Source organism: Sodalis sp. RH24, from assembly GCF_047324145.1.
In the GTDB taxonomy this organism is placed as follows: domain Bacteria; phylum Pseudomonadota; class Gammaproteobacteria; order Enterobacterales; family Enterobacteriaceae; genus Acerihabitans.
Genome location: NZ_CP178729.1, coordinates 1,613,952 through 1,634,770 on the forward strand (window position 1 = coordinate 1,613,952; position 20,819 = coordinate 1,634,770).

The following is a 20,819-nucleotide window of genomic DNA, read 5'->3' on the forward strand; positions in this document are numbered from 1 at the left end:
GTCAAGGACGGCAATGTGTGATGGCTTTCTCGTTTCGCACGCCGGGATTTTGTTACTTCTAAACCAGGCATGGCGTGGCGGCCGTTTTGTCGTGGGCTTTTTCCGGCCATGGCGGCGCGGCGGCGGGACAGACGTATCGGCGGCAGGGCGTGAAAAGCACTTATGAGTATTTTTGTTTCCAAGAAGCTGGTGAATTTTATCGTGTTGGCCCAGACCAACAATATCGCCAAAGCCGCCGAAAAACTGCATATGACCGCCTCGCCCTTCGGTAAAAGCATCGCCGCGCTGGAGGAGATGGTCGGTTATGAGCTGTTCTCGCGCACCGATAACAGCATCAGTCTGAACAAGGCCGGGCAGGAGCTGTACCAGATGCTTTATCCCATCTACCAGCGTCTGGCAAGCATCGACGCGGATATCATGCTGGCCGCCAGCCACCATCAGAAACACTGCGTTATCGGCATCGACACCGCTTACCCGACGATGATCTTCGATCAGCTTATCAGCCTGGGCGACAAGTTTGACGGCTTCACCACCAAACCCTTCGATTTTAATGAAAACGATCTGGTTTCCGGCCTGCTGGACCATGACGTGGACATGATTATTTCGCCGCAGCAGGCCTCGACGCGCATCGCCGAAATGTCCAGCATGCTGATAACGCCGCTTGAACCGCTGCGGCTGGGATTCCTGGTATCGCGCATCCATGACAATGTGCAGGCCAGCGTGCTGCTGCATACCCTGCCCTGGCTGCAGATGCGGTTCCAGCACCGGGCCAATTTCGAGTCGCTTATCGACTCGCATTTCCGTTATGCCGGCATTACCCCCACCATTATCTATCGTCCCTACAGCTTCCTGGCCAAGATCAGCGCCGTCAGCCGCGGGCAATTCCTGACAGTGGTGCCCCATTTCGCCTACCGGTTTGTCAATCCCGCCAGCCTGAAATACTTTGACGCGCCCAATAAGCCGATGTACATGCCGGAATATCTCTATTCGCTGCGCAACTGTAAAACCCTCGGCCGGCTGGTGGCTGCCATTGAGCATGACCGCAACGGCACCACCGCCGATGAGCCGCCGTCCTCACACTAGCATGCTGCCGTACTGTTCCAGGTTCTGGTACAAATCGAAGGCATGGGCCAGATCGTGATGGATATGGCCGCTTTTACCCCGCGCCAGGTAGGTATACAGATAGTCCCGGTACATCGGATGGGCGCAGTTGCCGATAATGGCCTCGGCGCGCTGGATGGGCGACAGCCCGCGCAGGTCGGCCACGCCGTGTTCGGTGATAATCACTTTCACACTGTGTTCGCTGTGATCCACATGGGAGCACATCGGCACGATGGTGGAGATCTTGCCGCCCTTGGCAATGGACGGCGCCATAAAGATGGATAGATAGGCATTGCGCTCGAAATCGCCGCTGCCGCCGATGCCGTTCATTAAATTGACGCCGGCCACATGGGTGGAATTGGCATGGCCGTAGATGTCGAACTCCAGGCCGACATTCAGGGCAATGACCCCCAGACGGCGGATGATTTCCGGATTATTGGAAATTTCCTGCGGCCGCAGCACGATGCGCTCGCTGAAAAAGCCCATATTCTGATAAATCCGCTCCAGCACCGAGGGCGGCACGGTGAGGCTCGAGGCGCTGGCGCCGATAATCCGCTCCTGCTCGAGCAGTTCGATGACCGAGGTCTGCAGCACCTCTGAATACATCATAAACGGCGGAATATCCGGATTCCGGCCCAACACCTTCAGCACCGCGTTGTTGATATTGCCGACGCCGCTCTGCAACGGCAGGAACCCGTCGGGAATGCGTTTGGCGTGCAGTTCCTTCAGCAGAAACTGCTCGACGTTGCGGGCGATTTGCAGGCACAGCGGATTCTCGTTGCCGAACTCGGTAATCTGGTCCGCCAGATGGGTGGGCACCACGGCGATGATTTTTTGCGGGTCGATTTGCACATAATTTTCCCCAACCCGATCCAGGGTATGGAAAATCGGCACCATGGTGCGCAACGGCGGCGCGCCGAGGGAAACGATATCGCTCATCTCGCGGATGCGCGGGGAATGATAGTCGTTAAGCTCAATAATGACCCGCCGCGCCTGCTGCAGGTAGACCGGCGCGTTACCGATGCCGCTGGTCAGGTACACCCGACCTTCCCTGGTCACCGCCGAGGCTTCGATAACCGCGATATCAATCGGGCCGAAAAAGCCGTAATTGACCATTTGCGCCACTTCGCTAAGATGCAGGTCGACAAAATTCACCGCGCCCTGGTTTATCTTATCGCGCAGCGCAGGCGCGGTCTGGTACGGCGCGCGCCACTCCACGGCGTCGGCTTCCGCGAGCTGGTTGTCCGCCAGCGCGCCGATGGACGCCCCGGTGAGCAGTTTGATGCGATAAGGCTGTTCCCGCAGGTGCAGCGCTATCGCCCGCCGGGCCATGGCCGCGGGCAGGGCTTTGGGGGCGCCGGCCGGGGTAAAGCCGCTAAAGGCCACCATATCGCCATGGGAGATTAATTGCGCGGCTTCATCCGCCGTCATTACCGTAAAATCCTGGTTCATCCTGATCACTCCTTGCGCCTGTTCACCGCGCGGCTTAGTGGCCGATAAAATTCGCCTTGCGTTTTTCCATAAAGGCCGCCATCCCTTCCTGGTAATCCTGGCTGTCGTACACCACCCTGCGCAGCCCCTGAATACGTTCGAACTCATCGGAATTGAGGGTATGGGCTTCGCCGAGTACCCGGAGTTCTTCCTTGATCACCGCCACCGCCAGCGGCGCCTTTTCAGCAATCACGCAGGCCATGCGCATCGTGAAGGACTCCAGCTCGGATGGATCGACGATATGGTTAAGAATGCCGACGTTCAGCGCCCGTTCGGCGGAGATCGGCGCGGCGGTAAAGATAAGCTCCTTGACGATATGAAAACCGGCGTCGCGAATCAAGTTATGGATGCCCACCAGGTTGTAGGGCACCCCCAGGTTGACCGGGGTCATGGAGAAGGTGGACAGGTTGCTGGAAATAATGATATCGGAACTCATGATCAGTTCAAACGCCCCGCCCCAGACGCTGCCTTCCACCATGGAGATAATCGGCTTGGGAAATTTCTGGATGGCGCGGGTGATCTGGCGCAGCGGGTCGTCGTAGGCCAGCGGGTCGCGCCGGGTTTTCGGCAACTCATAGATATCATGGCCGGCGGAGAAAACCTTGGAGCCTTTCGGCGCGCGCAGGATAACGCAGCGGATATCGATATTATTCAGATCTTCCAGCGCCTGCAGGATATCGCGGATAAACACCGCGCTCAGCGCATTAAGCTTTTTGGCATAGTTAAACTCAATAATACCCACCCGGTTTTCGATCAGCACTTTGACAAATTCGTACGCCATAATTCATTTCCCTTAATGGTTTAATTTTTCGACAATAAAGTGGGTGACGTTGTCCACGCCGGCGCGCGGCGATATACGGTGGTTTTCCACCTGCTCCAGCGCCTGCCGGTACCGGTCCTGGATATCGCCGCGGGCGAACAGGGCCGCCAGGGTGTTTTCCTCGATCTGCCTGCGCATGGCATCCAGCTGCTGGCGTTTGCGCAGCGCCATCAGTCCGTTATCCACCGCCATCCGATCATAAAAATCGCCGACGGCGCGCCAGAGCTCGGCGATGCCCCGCGCTTCCAGGGCGCTGCAGGTCAGCACCGGCGGCGTCCAGGTCGGATATTTGCGCCGCATGATGGCGAGCGAGGCCCGGTACATGTGCGCAGTGAGCGCCACCCGGGCGCGGTTATCGCCGTCATCTTTGTTGATGACGATAATATCGGCCATTTCCATAATGCCTTTTTTGATGCCCTGCAGTTCATCGCCGGCGCCGGCCAGCTGCAGCGAGAGAAAACAGTCCACCAGTTGGGCGATATCCACTTCGCTTTGCCCGACCCCCACGGTTTCCACGATCACCAGGTCATAGCCCGCCGCCTCGCACAGCAGCATCAGTTCGCGGGTACGGCGGCTGGTCCCCCCCAGGTAGCCGCCGGTGGGCACCGGGCGGATAAACGCCCGCTGCGCGCGGGAAAGCAGCGACATGCGGGTTTTATCGCCGAGGATGCTGCCGCCGCTGAGCGGGCTGCTGGGGTCGATGGCGATAACCGCCACTTTCAGGCCCAGCGTCAGCACGTAACCGCCCAGGGCCTCGAGAAACGTGCTTTTGCCGGCGCCCGGCACGCCGGTAATACCCAGCCGTTTCGCCCGGCCGGTATGGGGCATGATGCGGTCGAGCAGTTGCGTGGCCAGCGCCTGATGCGCGGGGTGGACGCTTTCGATAAGCGTCATCCCCTGCGCCAGGGCCACCCGATCGCCCGCCAGCAATTGCCCGACAGTCTGATCCAACTGGCCGGCGCTAAGCATGGCAAAGCCCGATTTTATCCAGCACATCGCGCACGCTGGCCAGCATCGGCGTGCCCGGCCCGTAGATGGCGGCCACGCCCCGGCGGTAGAGGAAATCATAATCCTGCGGCGGTATCACCCCGCCCGCCACCACCTTGATATCCTGACGGCCGTAGCCGGCCAGCGCAGCCACCAGCGCCGGAATTAGCGTCTTATGGCCGGCGGCAAGCGAAGAGGCGCCGATCACGTGCACGTCATTTTCCACCGCCAGTTTGGCGATTTCCTCCGGCGTGGAAAACATCGGACTGAGATCGACGTCAAACCCGAGGTCGGAGTAGGCGCTGGCAATCACCTTGGCCCCGCGGTCGTGGCCGTCCTGGCCCATTTTAGCCACCAGAATGCGCGGGCGGCGCCCCTGTTCGGCCAGGAAGCGGTCGGTGGCGGCCTTGATCTGATCAAATTCCGCCGCGCCTTCCGCGCTCTGGTGGTAACTGTTGGCGATAACGCCGGTCACGCAGTTGGTCTGCACCAGGTAGCGGCCGAAGGCGTCCTCGATGGCGGTTGAAATTTCGCCGAGCGTGGCGCGGCTGCGCGCGGCGTGGATCGCCGCTTCCAACAGGTTGCCCCCGTCGCGCGCCGCCCGGCTGATCATGCCGAGCGCGTCGGCAACGGCGGCGCCGTCGCGGGCGGCGCGGATTTGCCGCAGGCGTTCGACCTGTTCCTGGCGCACCTTGACGTTATCGATTTCCAGCACCGAGGTGGCGTCTTCCTGCGCCAGCTTGTATTTGTTCACCCCGACAATCACCCGTTTGCCCTGGTCGATAAGCGACTGCTGGCGGGCGGAGGCTTCTTCAATCATGCGCTTGGGCAGGCCGGCCTCAATGGCTTTGGCCATGCCGCCCACCTCGCCTATCTGGCGGATAATTTCCCGCGCCGCCTTGACGACCTGGTCGGTGAGATTTTCCACATAATACGAACCGGCAAGGGGATCGACGGTACGGCACACCGCCGATTCTTCCTGCAGGATAATTTGGGTGTTGCGGGCGATGCGGGCGGAGAAATCGGTGGGCAGCCCCAGCGCCTCGTCAAAGGCGTTGGTATGCAGCGACTGCGTGCCGCCCAGTACCGCCGCCAGCGCTTCGACGGTGGTGCGGATGACATTATTGTAGGGGTCTTGTTCCGTCAGGCTCCAGCCCGAGGTTTGGCAATGGGTGCGCAGCGCCTGGGATTTGGGGTTGGTGGAACCAAAACCGCTTACCGCCTCGCTCCATAAATAACGGGCGGCGCGCAGCATGGCGACATTCATAAACAGGTCCATGCCGATGCCGAAGAAAAACGACAGGCGCGGCGCGAAGTCATCTATATCCAGGCCGGCGGCCAGCGCCGCCTGGATATATTCAATGCCGTCGGCGATGGTAAACGCCACCTGCTGTACGCAGTTGGCCCCGGCTTCGCCCATATGGTAGCCGCTGATGCTGATGGTGTTGAATTTGGGCATATTGCCGGAACAGTAGGCAATAATATCGGAAATAATGCGCATCGAGGGTTTGGGCGGATAAATATAGGTATTGCGGCAAAGGTATTCTTTTAAAATATCATTTTGGATGGTACCGGTCAGCGCTGCCGGCGGCACGCCCTGCTCTTCGGCGGTCACGATATAAAACGCCATGATGGGGATCACCGCGCCGTTCATGGTCATGGACACCGACATTTTATCCAGCGGGATTTGGTCGAACAGTATTTTCATGTCTTCGACGCTGTCGATAGCCACGCCGGCTTTGCCGACGTCGCCGGCCACGCGTTCATTATCCGAGTCGTAACCGCGATGGGTAGGCAAATCGAAGGCGACGGAGAGCCCCTTTTGGCCGGCCGCCAGGTTGCGGCGGTAAAAGGCGTTGGATTCAGTGGCGGTGGAAAACCCGGCATACTGGCGAATGGTCCAGGGCTGGGCGGCGTACATCGTTGCGCGGGGACCGCGCACAAAGGGCGCCATGCCCGGCAGCGAACCGGTGACCTCCAGGTCGGACAGGTCGTCGGCGGTGTAAAGCGGCTTGATGCTGATTTCTTCCGCGGTGAGGGTAGTTAAATCGTCGACGCTTTTGCCCAGCCGTCCCAATTCTTTATTGGCAAGTTTTTCCCATGCCTCTGTTTGCGACATTATATTTCTCCGGATGGAATAGAATTATGTTTATTTCATCGGTCTGCCAGTGCCGGGCAATAGTCCGCCTTGGCGGATAATCCCCATCCAGCCTTGTGAGGTTAAATACAATAAGGCGTTGCTATCTTCGTGGTTTAAAACCAATGCGATTAAAATGCCCTGCGTTAATTCGTCATAATGGCCCGCATAACTTTCGATGAAATACCTGGGATTATAAATAGCACCGCCGGGCGAGTTTTACAGCCTCAAAAAATGCATGCTGAGCAATCATTATTTGCCGTATGGGAAATAGCGGGATTTGGCGGGTTCGCTCACTCTTTAACGCGTCTGCGTTGCGGGCGGGGCCTGCGGGGCTTATTTTTTGATTGCAAGCGCGCCATGGGGCTGGTGCGGTCTGGCAATAAGGATGCCCGCTGGGGTGAATGTCGCCGTGGCGGGGGATTTTTATCGCCGGAGCTGGGGGGTTTATGTTGCCACGGCGGGGGTTTCGCTTGCCGTGCGTTCGGTGTTTATATGCAGTGCCGGGCGCCGGCAAGCGACAAGGAGGCCGTAGCGCGACGGCCTCCTTGACCTCCGCGCGCCCGGCAGGTCGCGCGTCGCTGCGCGATGCCTTCCGCCGCCAGTTCCCCCGTTATGCACCGGCCCGGTTAGCGCTCCCGGCGCAACCGGGCCTTTCGCCGCTCCCGGCGGCTCATGCCGGGGGCACAGGCGCCGTCAGCGCGCTTTATGCCGGTCCACATGTCGCTGTTGGCCAAGCGTTTTATGAAGTGACTGCGGCGCTGCTGCTTAGGATAGGGACTGGCGTCGGCATAGGATTGACCATTAGGGATGCAATGGCGATGGAATGCCGTCGGCACAGCAAAATGCAGTCAGGCAGTAAGACATTCATTATTCTGTTTTGCATATTGAGTTTTGAGTTTTAGCAGTAAGCGTCAGCTTTTAGCTTTTAGCTTTTAGCTTTTAGCTTTTAGCTTTTATCTCTTAGCTCATATCCCAAATGGGTGCTGATATTTTTCCCGGTAAGTGCATGCCGCAAGAAACCTAAAAACGCTGTTTTACTCACAGACGATGGTGTTGACGTGGTGCCGGCATAGAGTGCGCCGGCAGCGCCCATCATGGCGGGATGAGCCGCCGGGAGCGGCGAAAGTCCGGGCTGCGCCGGGAGCGCATCCCGGACGGTCCCAAAGCCGGGATGGGTGATGCCGGGAACCGCGCAGCGGCGCACGACCTGCCGGACGCGCGGAGGTCAAGGAGGCCGTCGCGGTACGGCCTCTTTGTCGCTTGCCGGCACCGGACACGCCATATAACCACCGAACGCACGGCAAGCGAAACCTTCGCCGAGGCAGCATAAGCCTTGCCTCCCGCTAACGCACGGCAAACGAACCCTCGCCGAGGCGGCATAAGCCTTGCCTCCCGCTAACGCACGGTAAACGAACCTTCGCCGAGGCGGCATAAGCCTTGCCTCCCGCTAACGCACGGCAAACGAACCCTCGCCGAGGCGGCATAAGCCTTGCCTCCCGCTAACGCACGGCAAACGAACCCTCGCCGAGGCGGCATAAGCCTTGCCTTCCGCTAACGCACGGCAAACGAACCCTCGCCGAGGCGGCATAAGCCTTGCCTCCCGCTAACGCACGGCAAACGGACCCTCGCCGAGGCGGCATAAGCCTTGCCTCCCGCTAACGCACGGCAAACGAACCCTCGCCGAGGCGGCATAAGCCTGGCCTCCCGCTAACGCACAGCAAACGAACCCTCGCCGCGGGGGCTATAAGCCTCCCCCGAGCCGCCGGCGTTACATCCAGCGACGGCGCGTGGGACGGCGTCAGAAGTGGATTACGGTGCGAATGGATTTACCTTCATGCATTAAATCGAACGCGTCGTTAATCCGCTCCAGCGGCAGGGTATGGGTGATAAAGGGATCAAGATTGATTTCACCGGCCATGGCCTGCTCCACCATGCCCGGCAACTGCGTGCGCCCCTTGACGCCGCCGAAGGCGGACCCGCGCCATACCCGGCCGGTAACCAGTTGGAACGGACGGGTGCGGATCTCCTTGCCGGCGCCGGCTACGCCGATAATGATGCTTTCGCCCCAGCCCTTGTGACAACACTCGAGCGCCGCGCGCATAACATCGACGTTGCCGATGCATTCAAAACTGAAATCCACGCCGCCGTCGGTGAGTTCGACAATCACCTCCTGGATCGGCCGCGCATGATCCTTGGGATTGATGCAATCGGTGGCGCCCATCGAGCGGGCCAGATCAAATTTACCCGGATTGGTGTCGACGGCGATAATCCGCCCGGCCTTGGCCTGCACCGCGCCCTGGATCGCTGCAAGGCCTATGCCGCCCAGGCCGAAAATGGCGACGGTGTCGCCGGCCTTGACCTTGGCGGTGTTATGCACCGCGCCGATGCCAGTGGTGACGCCGCAGCCGAGCAGGCAGACTTTTTCCAGCGGCGCCTGGGGATTGATCACCGCCAGGGAAATCTCGGCCACCACGGTATATTCGCTGAAGGTACTGGTGCCCATATAGTGATAAAGGGGCTGACCGTTATAGGAAAAACGGGTGGTGCCGTCCGGCATCAGGCCCTTACCCTGCGTAACGCGTACCGCCTGGCACAGGTTGGTCTTGCCGGAGGTGCAGAATTTGCAGACGCCGCATTCGGCGGTATAAAGGGGAATGACATGATCGCCGGGCTTTACGCTGGTTACGCCTTCGCCCACTTCCATTACAATGCCGCCGCCCTCATGGCCCAGCACGGCGGGAAACAGCCCTTCGGGGTCGTCTCCCGACAGGGTGAAAGCGTCGGTGTGGCAGACGCCGGTGTGGGTAATCCTCACCAGCACCTCGCCCTTTTGCGGCGGCGCAACGTCAATCTCAACGATTTTGAGAGGCTGGCCCGGCCCGAAGGCAACGGCTGCACGAGATTTCATAAGGTTTCTCCAATCATAAACAGCACCGGTCAACATCTTACCGTCGACGGCGTCATTACTTCAAATAGGAACGCACCAGGCTGGCGACATCGTTAAGCCGGGCCGCCTTCTGCGCCGGCGTCAGGTCTTCCTCGCCCAGTTCGTCGCGGATATGAATTTCCATAATTTCAGACATCAGGCCGTGGGAAGCGCCGCGGATGGCGGCGATCTGCTGCAGCAGCGCGCCGCAGTCGACGCCCGTTTCCAGGCCGCGCTCCAGCGCCTCCACCTGCCCTTTGATGCGCCGGACCCGCAGCAGGACGCGTTTTTTATCTTCAGCTGAACGAGGCATTTCCCGACCCGTATGAAAATATAGTATAGGGGGGTATAGTATAGATAAAGAAAAAAAGATCAAGCCATTCGCGCGCGGCGCGCAACATAAGCGCTCGTTGCCCCCGCCCGATCCGGACAACGATCGGAGATGAAAACACGCGTCCGGGCGTCAATCGGCCGATGGCTTCGATAGGGTAATACCTTGAGAAATAATTCCGTGGGGGACTATACTGCATGCACAGGATATCGCGTTAGATCCTTCACATCACCGGTCGTTTCATAAGGACAGCATTATCATGAGCGTACAGACAGCCGCACCGTCGTCGATCAAAACGGTTAATCCCGCCACCAATAAAATCGAAAAGCAATTCGACGTTATGTCCGACCAGCAGATCGAACAGATCCTGGCCGCCGCCGACGCCGCCTTCCAGCAATGGAAAAAAACCCCGTTCGCCGAGCGGGCCAAACTGCTGCATAACGTGGCCGCCATTTTGCGCGATCGCCAGGATGAGCTGGGCAAGCTGTGTACCATTGAAATGGGCAAACTGCACGCCGAAGGCGTGGGCGAAGTGCAACTGTGCGCCGATATATTTGATTATTATGCCGATCACGGCGAACGGTTCCTGGCCGACAAGCCCCTGGAAACCGGGATTGGCAGCGCGTTTCTCAGCTATGACCCCCTCGGCGTGCTGCTGAGCGTGCAGCCCTGGAATTTCCCTTTCTACCAGATCACCCGTTCGGCGGCGCCGAATATCATGGCCGGGAATACCATGGTGTTGAAACACGCCTCCAACGTACCGCAGTGCGCGGCCATGATGGAGCGTATCTTTATCGATGCCGGCGCGCCCGTGGGCGTTTACACTAATCTGTTCGTGCCCGGCGCCAAGGTATCGCAATTAATAGGCGATAAGCGCATCAAGGGCGTGTCTCTGACCGGCAGCGAGGCGGCGGGATCAAGCTTTGCCGCCGAGGCCGGCAAACATGTTAAGAAATCGACCCTGGAGCTGGGCGGCAGCGACGCCTTTGTGGTGCTGGCGGATGCCGATCTTGATCTGGCGGTAAAAACCGCCGCCATGGGACGTTTATGGAACGCCGGCCAGGTCTGTGTGTCGCCCAAGCGTATTATCGTGCTGGAAGACGTCGCCGAGGCATTTATCGCCAAGGCGCGGGCCATTTATGAAAAGATCAGGATCGGCGACCCGCTGGATCCGTCCACGCAGCTCGCCCCGCTCAGCAGTGAAAAAGCGGCCGGGGAGATCGTTGAGCAGGTGGCAACCGCAGTGAGGGAAGGCGCCAAACTGATCTACGGCGGCCACCGCGTGGACCGGCCGGGCGCGTATATGGAACCGACCATCCTCACCGGCATCAAACCCGGCATGGCGGCCTACGCCGAGGAAATCTTCGGACCGGTGCTGTGCGTGTATGCCGTCAAGGACGAGGCGCAGGCGATTGCGCTGGCCAACGACTCCATCTTCGGCCTGGGGGGCACCGTCTTCGGCACCGATACCGCCAGGGCCGTGGCGGTGGCGCGGCAAATCGATTCCGGTATGGTCTATATCAACCATACCACAGGTATTGCCCCGGAGCTGCCGTTTGGCGGCACCAAAAACTCCGGCTATGGCCGCGAACAATCCCCGGCGGGGATTCATGAATTCGTCAATGAAAAGCTGATCCGCATCACCACGCCCGACGCGCCTTATTGATCCTACCCGGGGCCGGCATGGCCCGTAAATCACGCCTGTTTCCTGCGGCTAACGCGCCGGGGGAAACAGGCTGCCCGGTTCATTCCCCCCGCGGATTCACCGTGCGCCGACCGTTGACCGCGCCTGCGCTTATTGCCGATATCAGCGTGATAATTACCGGTGTTTTTAAATTAAAACGGCATTTCATTATTATGAATATGAATAATGCCGTGCTTTGCCGCACGGAGAATATCCACGCCATTACAAATTTAGTTTAATTTATCAACTAATCGTGGAATACTAACCCGGCCGAAAAAGGGATGCCGCAGTTGGGCAAAAACATCTCTCTCCATAATTTTTTAATTTATTATGCGGCGAAATACCTATAAATTGTGATCACCATCGCAATATTAAAATTAAAAATTATCTAAAACCCATATTTATGATCCACCGCACAGACTCCATGTTCCCACAAAAATAGTCCTAATCCCGGCTCTAATATTGGTCATTTGCATAATGACTTACCCTGGCGCCATTTTTATACTGCCTGCTCAAATTACGGATGGCGATTGATACCTCTTCTTTTTTACGTATCGCGCCGATACCCATTCAACGTATACCCAGTCCCCTACCGACAGACAGTATTTTAATTATGAGGCCTATGGCGGCGGCGACAATTCGCCGGGAATAAATGCCTTAGGCGCGCAGCGTTAACGCGGAGACATCGTATGGCAATCGAGTCCACTTTGGACCAAAAAGGCAGGACCCACGTACGTTATGTGGTGCTGTTATTTATATTTATTATTACGGCGGTTAACTATGCCGACCGGGTTACCCTGTCGATAGCCGGCACAGCGGTGTCCCACGATTTGGGGCTGGATGTGGTCAACCTGGGCATGATTTTTTCATCGTTCGGCATCGCCTATCTGTTGATGCAAATCCCCGGCGGCTGGCTGCTTGACCGGTTCGGGTCGATTAAAGTCTATAGCTACAGTTTGTTTTTCTGGTCATTGTTCACCCTGCTGCAAGGATTCGTCGGGGTGCTGTCGGTGCCGATGGCGGTCTTTTCGCTGTTTATGCTGCAGTTCCTGCTGGGCTTCGCCGAAGCCCCGGCTTTCCCGGCCAATGCCCGTATTGTCGCCGCGTGGTTCCCGGCCAAGGAGCGCGCCACGGCGTCGTCGATTTTCAACGCCGCGCAGTATTTTTCCCTGGCGATTTTTTCGCCTTTCCTGGGCTGGCTGGTCTATGCGTGGAGCTGGAAACACGTCTTTACCGTCATGGGCGTCATCGGTTTTATCCTGACGTTTCTGTGGATAAAATTTGTCCATAACCCGTTTGAATCCCCCTACGCGTCGCGCGCCGAGCTGGATTATATCGAGCAGGGCGGCGGCGTGGTCAATATGGACAGCAAAAAGGCGAAGGATAACGGACCGAAATGGAACTACGTTAAGCAACTGCTCACCAGCCGTATGATGCTGGGCATCTTTTTCGGCCAGTATTTCCTCAACACCATTACCTGGTTCTTCCTGACCTGGTTCCCCATCTATCTGGTGCAGGAAAAAGGGATGAGCATCCTTAAGGTAGGCATCATCGCCTCCATTCCGGCGTTATGCGGTTTTGTCGGCGGTATTTCGGGCGGCGTGGTGTCGGATTTCCTGCTTAAGCGCGGCTGTTCGCTTACCTTTGCCCGCAAGGCGCCGATCGTGTTCGGCATGCTGCTCGCATCCAGCATGATCCTTTGCAACTACACCGATAATACGGTGCTGGTGGTGGCGCTGATGGCGCTGGCATTCTTCGGTAAAGGCTTCGGCGCGCTGGGCTGGCCGGTGATTGCGGATACCGCGCCGAAAGAGGTGATCGGCCTGTGCGGCGCCATCTTCAACGTGTTCGGCAATGTCGCCTCCATCGTCACCCCGTTGCTGATTGGTTTTCTGGTCAAAAATCTGCACTCGTTTAACAGCGCGCTGATTTTTGTCGGCTGCTCGGCCATTATGTCGATGCTGTGCTATTTGCTGGTGGTGGGTAAAATCCAGCGGCTGGTGCTGAAAAACGTTCCGGCGTAATCCTGTATAGGGGGCGGGCGGGAAACCCGGCCCGCCCCCCCTCATCCGCCTATTTTCCCTCTCCCCTCCCCCTTGACGCGCCTGGACATCCTTTCCCCGGCCCGTGCCTTTTGCCTGTTGATCAGAAATCGTAGCCCACGGTGGCCACCAGCGAGCGCTCCGCGCCCCAATAGCAATAGCCGGTGCCATAACAGGCCGCCACGTATTTCCGATCGGTGAGGTTATTGGCGTTAAGCTGCACATAGGCCCCCTTCCACTGCGGGTTCCAGGCGGCAAGATCGGCGCGTAGCGAAACATCCAGCAGGGTCACCGACGGCACGCGCCGCGTGTTTTCATTATCTGCCCACTGCCGGCCGATATAACGCACCCCGCCGCCCAGGTTGATGCCGTAATCCGCCTGGTACTGCGCCCAGAGCGACGCCATCTGATCCGGCGTGACATAAGGCGTGTTGCCGTCGTTGCCGTCCACGGCGTCCCTGAAGCGTACCCGGTTATAGGTATAGCCGGCTATGCCGGCCAGACGCTCGGTGAGCTGCGTGCGGGCCTCCAGTTCAATCCCCTGGGAATGTACCTTGCCCGCCGGGACATAATAGCTGCCCTGCACGATACGGTTGGCCACATCTTTTTGCGTCAGGTCGTAAACCGCCAGGGTATACAGCGACGAAGTACCGGGGGGCTGGTATTTTATCCCGGCTTCGTACTGCTCGCTGGTGGTCGGTTTCAACAGGTTGCCGTCGGCGCCGGACAAGGCCTGCGGCGTGACGGCCTGGCTAAAGCTGACATAAGGCGAAATGCCGCTGTCAAAGGCATACAGCAGCGACCCGCGGCCGCTGATATGATCGTCCTGGCGCCGGTAGGTGGTGTCGGTATTGAACGTGGTATTTTTGGCCACGATGCGATCGTAGCGCCCGGACAGATCCAGGTGCCATTTATCCAGCGTCATCTCATCTTGCAGATAGACCCCGCTTTGTGAGTAGCGGCGTTTGGCATCGACGCGCGTGACGCCCGGCACGGTCAGGCCGTAGTCGGTGAACAGCCCCGGGCCGCCGCTGACGCCGGTGAGCGCATTGAGCGGGGTGGCGTAGGCGCTGTCGTCCCACAGGTCGTTGGTATATTCATGGTATTCACCGCCCAGCACCACTTTATGCTGTAGGTCGCCGGTGCTGAAATCGGCCACCAGCTGGTTATCCATGGCGTAAGCGGCAAGCGAGGACGATTCGCCGGAATAATAGCGGTTAAGCAATGTACGATCGCTGTTCCAGCCAATCTGGTAAACCTGCTGCTGGTCGACGTTGGCATGGGTATAACTGCCGTTGGAGCGGATTGACCAGACGTCGTCGATGCTATGGTCGAATTCATAGCCGTAGATTTGCTGGCGGCGCTTAAAGGTATTCAGGCTGCTTTCGCCGTCAAAAAACCCGCGGTCCAGCTTGGCGCCGCTGCTGGCGTACAGGCTGCCGTCCGCCGGCACCGCGCTGTGATAACCGCCCGACGGATCTTTTTGCAGATAGGCTTTTAACAGCAGCGACGTGTTGCCGTCCGGCTGCCATAACAGCGACGGCGCGATGGCATAGCGTTCCTCGCGCTGGTGATCGTACTGGGTATCGCTATGGCGCGTGATGCCCGTCAGGCGGAACGCCCATTGATCGCTGACGGCGCCGGTATAGTCGAACGCCGCGCCGGTGGTGGCGTTATTGCCGGCCATCAGCTTGATATGCCCTTCGCTGGCAAAACGGGGGCGTCTGGACGTCATCATCACCAGGCCGCCGGGAATGGTCTGGCCGTAAAGCGCCGACGACGGACCGCGAATCACATCGACGCGCTCCAGGAACCAGGGATCGATTTGCAGGTTGTTATAGCTGCCGCCGTCGCTCATCAACCGCAGGCCGTCCAGGAAGGTATTATTGGTATCGCCGCCGTGGAATCCGCGCAGGGAAACGGTCTCGTAGCGGGTCGCGCCGCCGGCGAAGTTGGTAAATACCCCCGGCGTATAATTCAACGCGCTGTTCACCGTCAGGGCGGCCTGATCGTCCATTTGCCGGCGCGTCACCACCGACACCGACTGGCCGGTGGTAATCAGCGGCTGATCGGTTTTGGTCGCTCCGCGGCTGGTGTTGGCTGTGTAGCCCCGGGTCGGCGCATCGGCGCTGTCGGCCGTCTGGGCCGCGGTAACCACCAGGGTATCCTCGGCATAGGTGAATAACGGCGCCGCGAAAGCGAGTGAACACAGCAGAGTGGAACGTGTTAAGCGCAAGACCCTTCTCATTGTATCTTTCCATTGACAGGTGAATGAAATTGAAACTAAATGAGAATTATTATCTTTCTTATTTATTGATTCAAGAAATAATTTAACACATTTAAGGAATTGGCCGGAACGGCAAGGCTTACGCGGGGCGGGATGGCGGCTGCGAGACGTTGCTACGCCTCGATACGGCAATGGAAAGGGTTAGTCTAAGATGGCCTGGCGGCGGTAGGCTTAACCCCGTTTTTGCCAGTCGGCAGCGTCTTTTTCTTCTTCTTTTTCTTCTTTTTCTTCTTTTTCTTCTTCTCCTTCATTCGACGCCAGACGCATATTGGCCGATGCCGCGTGCGAGACATACAGCGCCAGCAGCGCGGCGGCAAACTCATCGTCCAGCGTGTAGAAATAGCATTCGGGTACGTTCAGGATGCGGGCAAACGCACAGCAGGTTTCAAAATTGGGACGATATATCCCATTTTCATACTGACTAATTCTGGAACGGGCGGTGGACTCATCGATGCCAGCCATGACCGCCAGCTTTTCCTGTGTCAGCTGGGCCCTGTGCCGGGCTTCTTTCAGGCGTTTTGGAATCATCTTCAAATATGAGTAAAGTTAGCTTGATAATCTGTTTAGCATCACTTAACATCAGAGTTGTTTAGAATAACTAAACACTTTATAAGAATAGAACACACATCAGGGTGAGGGCCGGCAATTGCCGGCCTGATTTTGTGCTGTGTGTAACGCCATCATTCCACTCAGTAAATTTCCCCTGCCCCGCAAAAATCCCGTGCTTTTAATAATTTCCGAGTTTTTTGATCTTTTCTGATTGCTATGACCGCCACGCAATGTCAATCAGGGGTTTACACCCGGTGGCACAGATTGCCGTGGTAGTAATAATTTATTAATGCCAAAAATTGTGAGTTTAATCACATTGAAACGCTTGCCGCCATCCCGCACAATGTTCCGCGGACAATTGCTTGAGATAATTTCAAAACAATGTTTTATTAAAAATAAATAAAAACTATTTTTTTTGAAATACATGAGATCAGTCACAACGGTAACCTCATGAAATTGGTTAGCATTGCCCCTCTTTAACGATGTCACTGGTAAGGAATAACCATGTATAAAATTGCAGGCGCGGCCCTTCTTTCATTGCTGTTGAGCAGCAGCTGTTTCGCCCAAAGCGCCGATGCCACGGCGGTAACCAAGGCGGTGGAAACCATGCGTCAGGCCATGGTCAGCGCCAAGAAAGCCGATCTGGAGAAAGTGGGCGCGCCGACGCTGAGCTACGGCCACTCCAGCGGTAAAATCCAGAACAACGCCGAATTTGTCGATGCCATCGTCACCGGTCAATCCAAATTCCTGACGCTGGATCTCAAAGACCAAACCGTGCAGGTCGACGGCGACGTGGCCATCGTCAGGCATATCCTGCAGGCGAAAACCGCAGACGGCGGCAAGCCGGGCGAAGTGAAAATCGGCGTCATGCAGGTATGGCAGAAAAATGCGGCGGGCGCCTGGAAGCTCCTGGCGCGCCAGGCCTATTCATTGCCTAAATAAACCCCTGCCAGCGCGGCTCTCGGATATGAGGGCCGCTGCGTCGTTTTCCCCGCGCCCACCGGGCTTTCCGCTGTAAAAAAAATGTAACTTTTTGTCAACGCAAAAAGAATTCATCTCCTGCTTTTTAGCCGAGCGGTGAAGTTTTACTGTTTTAAATCAATTGATTAAAAAAATAATTTCTTGTATTTCGCCGTTCAATTCTTTTTACCCGCACCACCCGCCGGCGCGGCTTGTCACAAAACGGTAATGAAATCTCGCGCCGTAGCGGATTAATTGCTATACAGATAACTATCACCCATCCCTTACCGGAAGACCGCCTTGAAACGCTGCTGCTATAGCCGGAGGTATTTCCCTTACTGCCCGATGGAGGGAGAACAATGTCAGCGGAAACCCTGTCGATAGTATTATTTATAGCGGCGGTTATTATTTATTCAACGAAAGCCAAAAAAAATAAATATTTGTTTTCATTAGTGCTGTTTGTTTTAGGTATTTATATTCTGCTTAATTTAGTCAGGGTCGCCAGTAATTACTTTACCGGCGCCGGCATCAATGATTCGGTGCTGTATACCCTGACCAGCAGTTTAACCGGCGCCGGATTAGGCAAGTACATCCTGCCCTTTGCCGGTTTCATCCTGGCTTCCCTGCTGGTGTTCAGCCTGATGTCATGGCTGTTGCTATTCAGAAAAGCCGGCGGCGGCCGTACGGCTTACGGCCTGCTGGCTCTCGTTTTGGCCGTGGTCGCCGTGATTGCCACGCCGGCCAGCGGTGAAATTGCCGGCCTGGTTAAATCCCAGTTGGCAAGCGGCGATACGGACTTTAATACCTATTACAGAACCCCGTCCAAAACACTGGCGAAAGACAGCCCCAACCTTATTTATATCTATGCCGAAAGCCTGGAAAGAACCTATTTCGATCAGGACGCCTTTGCCGGTTTAACCACCGAGCTTAACAGTCAGAAAAACGATGCTATAGATTTCAGCAATACTACCCAATTGCCCGGCACCGGCTACACCATTGCCGGAATGGTGGCGTCGCAGTGCGGCATTCCGTTATTCGCCCCCTTTGACGGCAATGCCTCAAGTTCGTTATCGACCTTTTACCCCCATGATATTTGCCTGGGCGATATACTGCAGGCTTCCGGTTACGATACCTATTTTTACCAGGGGGCCGATATGGCGTTTGCCGGTAAAGGCCTGTTCCTGAAGTCCCATGGTTTTGAGCATATCTATGGTTTCCAGGAGCTTAAGGGACTGGTCAAGGATCCCGACTACCGCAACGAGTGGGGCTGGTATGACGATACCCTGCTGGATCTGGTCTATGATAAATTTATTGCGCTGTCGCAACAAAAACAGCGGTTTGCCTTATTTGCGCTGACCGTCGACACCCATCATCCGGACGGATATATTTCGCGATCCTGCACCAATCGCTCCTATGCGTATGACAATATGGAAAACAGCTCCCTAAGCGCCGTGGCCTGCAGCCAGGAGCATATCGCGGGGCTTATCAAAAAAATCCGCGCATCGGGCTATTTCAAAAACACGGTGATCGTGGTGTCTTCCGATCACCTGGCCATGAACAATACCGCCTATGATATTTTAAATCAGCACGACAGAAAGGATCTGTTCTTTATCCTGCGCGGCGACAAGGAGCAGCCCCAGGTCAGTAATGTCAAGCGCAGCACGCTGGATAACGGCGCGACTGTATTGGATGTGCTGGGGGGCGATAACTATATCGGCCTGGGCCGGAGCAGTTTATCCTCCACATCGTTATCAACCTATTTTTTAAATCTCGATGATAAGATAACCGCATGGATACCGGATGTTATCCGGCAGTGGGATTTCCCGACCAAGATAAAAAAATATAAAATTGATGTAAATGCCAAAACCATCGGCTTTTCCGGCGTTCAATTTAAAATACCGTTGATTTTAAAAATTGATAAAAATAATATTGAGCCGATGTTCGACGTGTATTTATCCGCACCGTTAAAACAGCAATTGGCGAAATTGAATGCCCGGGATAAATTTTTATGGATTGATGACTGTAATAAAATGGCCGATATTTGGGATCCATCGCTGAGCCAGGTAACCAATTATTGTGTCGCCGTCGGCAACCTGAGCACCCAGCCGAACATCGTTAAAATCGACTCCGACGTGTATCGCGGCAAGGTGTCGTTCAAAAAACTGCCGCAGGGCGATGAGGCGCAGTTTGAGCAGACCGTCGGCAGACTGAACTTATCCGCTCCCGCGACAAATTAACCCCCTTGCACCGGACGGGGGTTGCAGCGCCGGTGATAGCGCCCGCCGGTTTAGCCTGCCGCCCCTGTCCCGGCGATAAAATGCCGCAGCGATGGTTATTTATTAAACATCCTCATGCTGCGGTTTGATAAAATATCCCGCGCCACCGGCTTCAATTCATTTCTTATTGTCTTGAGTAATAATTATTATTCTTATTTAAATCGCGCGCGGTGCCGCGCCCGCGCCCCGTGTTCACTGGCATAAATGCCCGCCGGCCACTGGCCCGATAGGTCATAAGTTATTCTTATGCTTAGTGGTGATAAACATATGCTTTTTTATACGTGGTTAATTATCGTTGCCTATGTAATATTCCTCAGCAGAAAACCAGCGCCATGGAATAACCCCATGAAGTGGTTAAATTATATTAAAATTATATCAAGGAAAAGCAAATGGCCTTATTCATTAATAGCCGGCCTTCAGCGTTATCGCTGCTGACTGTGTTAGCGTTAGGCAGTATCGTCTCCGTTGCCGCCCATGCCGACCAGTTGGCCAATATCAAGCAGGCCGGCGTTATTCGTGTCGCCACCTTCGATTCCAACCCGCCGTTTGGTTCCGTCGATGCCAAAACCCATAATATCGTCGGCTACGACGTGGACTTTGCCAAGGCGCTGGCAGACGCGCTGGGCGTGAAGCTGGAGCTGGTGCCCACCAATCCGGCCAACCGCATTCCTCTGCTGCAGTCGGGTAAAGCCGATATTATCGTGGCCGACATTACCATCACGCCGGAGCGGGCCAAGGTCATTGATTTTTCCATTCCCTATTTTGTCACCGGGCAGCAGTTCCTGGTGCCGGTAAACTCGCCGGATAAACTGGACGGTTACGCCAACGCGCGTATCGGCGCGGTAAAGGGCACCACCGGCGAGCAGGAATTGCATCATCATTTCCCGAATGCGCGCGTCTTGTCCTATGATGATATTCCGCTGGCGCTGACGGCGCTGCGCAACGGCAACGTGCAGGCCATCACCCAGGACAGCACCATCCTCGCCGGCCTGCTCGACGGCGCGCCGGATAAAGCCAAATATAAAGTGCTGCCGGAGCTGCTGAGTAAAGAAGAGATAGGCGTCGGGGTGAAAAAAGACGAGACCGCGTTGCTGACCTTCGTTAATAACGAGCTGCTGAAACTGGAAAAAAACGGCCAGGCTACCTCCATCTATAATAATTGGTTCGGACCCCAGACCAAATCGCCTCAACCGCGTCTGTTTACCATAACAGCGAAATAATCAGG

At 56.5% G+C, this 20,819-nt stretch carries 13 protein-coding genes and 1 pseudogene; 6 read left to right on the plus strand and 8 right to left on the minus strand.

Translation table 11 applies throughout. The annotated features are described in order from the left end of the window. The first annotated feature begins 162 nt into the window (after window positions 1-162). Window positions 163-1,083 carry a LysR family transcriptional regulator SrsR gene (gene srsR / locus ACL2XG_RS07385; RefSeq protein WP_413722469.1) on the plus strand — a complete coding sequence of 307 codons (921 nt, stop codon included), beginning with the start codon at window positions 163-165 and terminating at the stop codon, window positions 1,081-1,083. On the opposite strand, the gene ACL2XG_RS07390 is transcribed toward srsR, so the two are convergent. From ACL2XG_RS07390 to ACL2XG_RS07415, 6 genes are all read right to left on the minus strand, one after another. Next, window positions 1,075-2,553, minus strand: a complete 1,479-nt coding sequence (locus tag ACL2XG_RS07390) for a succinate CoA transferase (protein WP_413722468.1) — start codon at window positions 2,551-2,553, stop codon at window positions 1,075-1,077. The two genes, srsR and ACL2XG_RS07390, sit on opposite strands and share 9 nt — an antisense overlap. Before the next feature lie 34 nt (window positions 2,554-2,587). Next, entirely contained in the window at window positions 2,588-3,373 is a 786-nt protein-coding gene (gene scpB, locus ACL2XG_RS07395) for a methylmalonyl-CoA decarboxylase (RefSeq protein ID WP_410015684.1), read from the minus strand. A 12-nt stretch (window positions 3,374-3,385) separates the two neighbouring features. Continuing rightward, window positions 3,386-4,381 (minus strand): methylmalonyl Co-A mutase-associated GTPase MeaB, encoded by a 996-nt coding sequence (meaB, locus tag ACL2XG_RS07400; protein WP_413723420.1) that lies wholly within the window; start codon window positions 4,379-4,381, stop codon window positions 3,386-3,388. Beyond that, window positions 4,374-6,518, minus strand: a complete 2,145-nt coding sequence (gene scpA, locus ACL2XG_RS07405) for a methylmalonyl-CoA mutase (protein WP_413722467.1) — start codon at window positions 6,516-6,518, stop codon at window positions 4,374-4,376. Before scpA ends, meaB begins: the two co-directional genes overlap by 8 nt. A 1,819-nt stretch (window positions 6,519-8,337) precedes the next feature. Next, window positions 8,338-9,447, minus strand: coding sequence for an S-(hydroxymethyl)glutathione dehydrogenase/class III alcohol dehydrogenase (locus ACL2XG_RS07410; RefSeq protein WP_413722466.1), 1,110 nt, complete (start codon window positions 9,445-9,447; stop codon window positions 8,338-8,340). A 55-nt stretch (window positions 9,448-9,502) separates the two neighbouring features. Further along, window positions 9,503-9,778 carry a metal/formaldehyde-sensitive transcriptional repressor gene (locus tag ACL2XG_RS07415; RefSeq protein WP_410015687.1) on the minus strand — a complete coding sequence of 92 codons (276 nt, stop codon included), beginning with the start codon at window positions 9,776-9,778 and terminating at the stop codon, window positions 9,503-9,505. A gap of 277 nt (window positions 9,779-10,055) precedes the next feature. Between ACL2XG_RS07415 and ACL2XG_RS07420 the strand changes: the two genes are divergently transcribed. Together ACL2XG_RS07420 and ACL2XG_RS07425 are read left to right on the plus strand one after the other, a co-directional pair. Next, entirely contained in the window at window positions 10,056-11,462 is a 1,407-nt protein-coding gene (locus ACL2XG_RS07420) for an NAD-dependent succinate-semialdehyde dehydrogenase (protein ID WP_410015688.1), read from the plus strand. 707 nt (window positions 11,463-12,169) lie between these two features. Further along, window positions 12,170-13,504: an MFS transporter gene (locus tag ACL2XG_RS07425; protein WP_410015689.1), complete on the plus strand. Its 1,335-nt coding sequence runs from the start codon at window positions 12,170-12,172 to the stop codon at window positions 13,502-13,504. Window positions 13,505-13,625: 121 nt separating this feature from the next. On the opposite strand, the gene ACL2XG_RS07430 is transcribed toward ACL2XG_RS07425, so the two are convergent. Both ACL2XG_RS07430 and ACL2XG_RS07435 read right to left on the minus strand, forming a co-directional pair. After that, entirely contained in the window at window positions 13,626-15,770 is a 2,145-nt protein-coding gene (locus tag ACL2XG_RS07430; protein ID WP_413722465.1) for a TonB-dependent siderophore receptor, read from the minus strand. A 321-nt stretch (window positions 15,771-16,091) separates the two neighbouring features. Continuing rightward, a pseudogene (locus tag ACL2XG_RS07435) lies at window positions 16,092-16,337 on the minus strand (helix-turn-helix transcriptional regulator); the annotation flags it as partial. 525 nt (window positions 16,338-16,862) lie between these two features. On the opposite strand from ACL2XG_RS07435, the gene ACL2XG_RS07440 reads away from it, so the two are divergent. The 3 genes from ACL2XG_RS07440 (at window position 16,863) to ACL2XG_RS07450 (ending at window position 20,814) form a co-directional block, all read left to right on the plus strand. Then, entirely contained in the window at window positions 16,863-17,300 is a 438-nt protein-coding gene (locus ACL2XG_RS07440) for a nuclear transport factor 2 family protein (protein WP_413722464.1), read from the plus strand. Window positions 17,301-17,677: 377 nt separating this feature from the next. After that, on the plus strand, window positions 17,678-19,555 hold the full coding sequence (gene opgB / locus ACL2XG_RS07445; RefSeq protein WP_413722463.1) for a phosphatidylglycerol--membrane-oligosaccharide glycerophosphotransferase: 1,878 nt from the start codon (window positions 17,678-17,680) through the stop codon (window positions 19,553-19,555). Between the two features lie 428 nt (window positions 19,556-19,983). Continuing rightward, window positions 19,984-20,814: an ABC transporter substrate-binding protein gene (locus tag ACL2XG_RS07450; protein WP_413722462.1), complete on the plus strand. Its 831-nt coding sequence runs from the start codon at window positions 19,984-19,986 to the stop codon at window positions 20,812-20,814. Window positions 20,815-20,819: the final 5 nt, after the last annotated feature.

Excerpts from the sequence above, each read along its gene's own strand:
- ACL2XG_RS07415 (WP_410015687.1), bottom strand. The coding sequence starts at position 9,778 with ATGCCTCGTTCAGCTGAAGATAAAAAACGCGTCCTGCTGCGGGTCCGG.
- ACL2XG_RS07430 (WP_413722465.1), bottom strand. The coding sequence starts at position 15,770 with ATGAGAAGGGTCTTGCGCTTAACACGTTCCACTCTGCTGTGTTCACTC.
- srsR (WP_413722469.1), top strand. The coding sequence starts at position 163 with ATGAGTATTTTTGTTTCCAAGAAGCTGGTGAATTTTATCGTGTTGGCC.
- ACL2XG_RS07420 (WP_410015688.1), top strand. The coding sequence starts at position 10,056 with ATGAGCGTACAGACAGCCGCACCGTCGTCGATCAAAACGGTTAATCCC.
- scpB (WP_410015684.1), bottom strand. The coding sequence starts at position 3,373 with ATGGCGTACGAATTTGTCAAAGTGCTGATCGAAAACCGGGTGGGTATT.
- ACL2XG_RS07390 (WP_413722468.1), bottom strand. The coding sequence starts at position 2,553 with ATGAACCAGGATTTTACGGTAATGACGGCGGATGAAGCCGCGCAATTA.
- ACL2XG_RS07425 (WP_410015689.1), top strand. The coding sequence starts at position 12,170 with ATGGCAATCGAGTCCACTTTGGACCAAAAAGGCAGGACCCACGTACGT.
- opgB (WP_413722463.1), top strand. The coding sequence starts at position 17,678 with ATGTCAGCGGAAACCCTGTCGATAGTATTATTTATAGCGGCGGTTATT.
- ACL2XG_RS07410 (WP_413722466.1), bottom strand. The coding sequence starts at position 9,447 with ATGAAATCTCGTGCAGCCGTTGCCTTCGGGCCGGGCCAGCCTCTCAAA.
- scpA (WP_413722467.1), bottom strand. The coding sequence starts at position 6,518 with ATGTCGCAAACAGAGGCATGGGAAAAACTTGCCAATAAAGAATTGGGA.
- ACL2XG_RS07450 (WP_413722462.1), top strand. The coding sequence starts at position 19,984 with ATGGCCTTATTCATTAATAGCCGGCCTTCAGCGTTATCGCTGCTGACT.
- ACL2XG_RS07440 (WP_413722464.1), top strand. The coding sequence starts at position 16,863 with ATGTATAAAATTGCAGGCGCGGCCCTTCTTTCATTGCTGTTGAGCAGC.
- meaB (WP_413723420.1), bottom strand. The coding sequence starts at position 4,381 with ATGCTTAGCGCCGGCCAGTTGGATCAGACTGTCGGGCAATTGCTGGCG.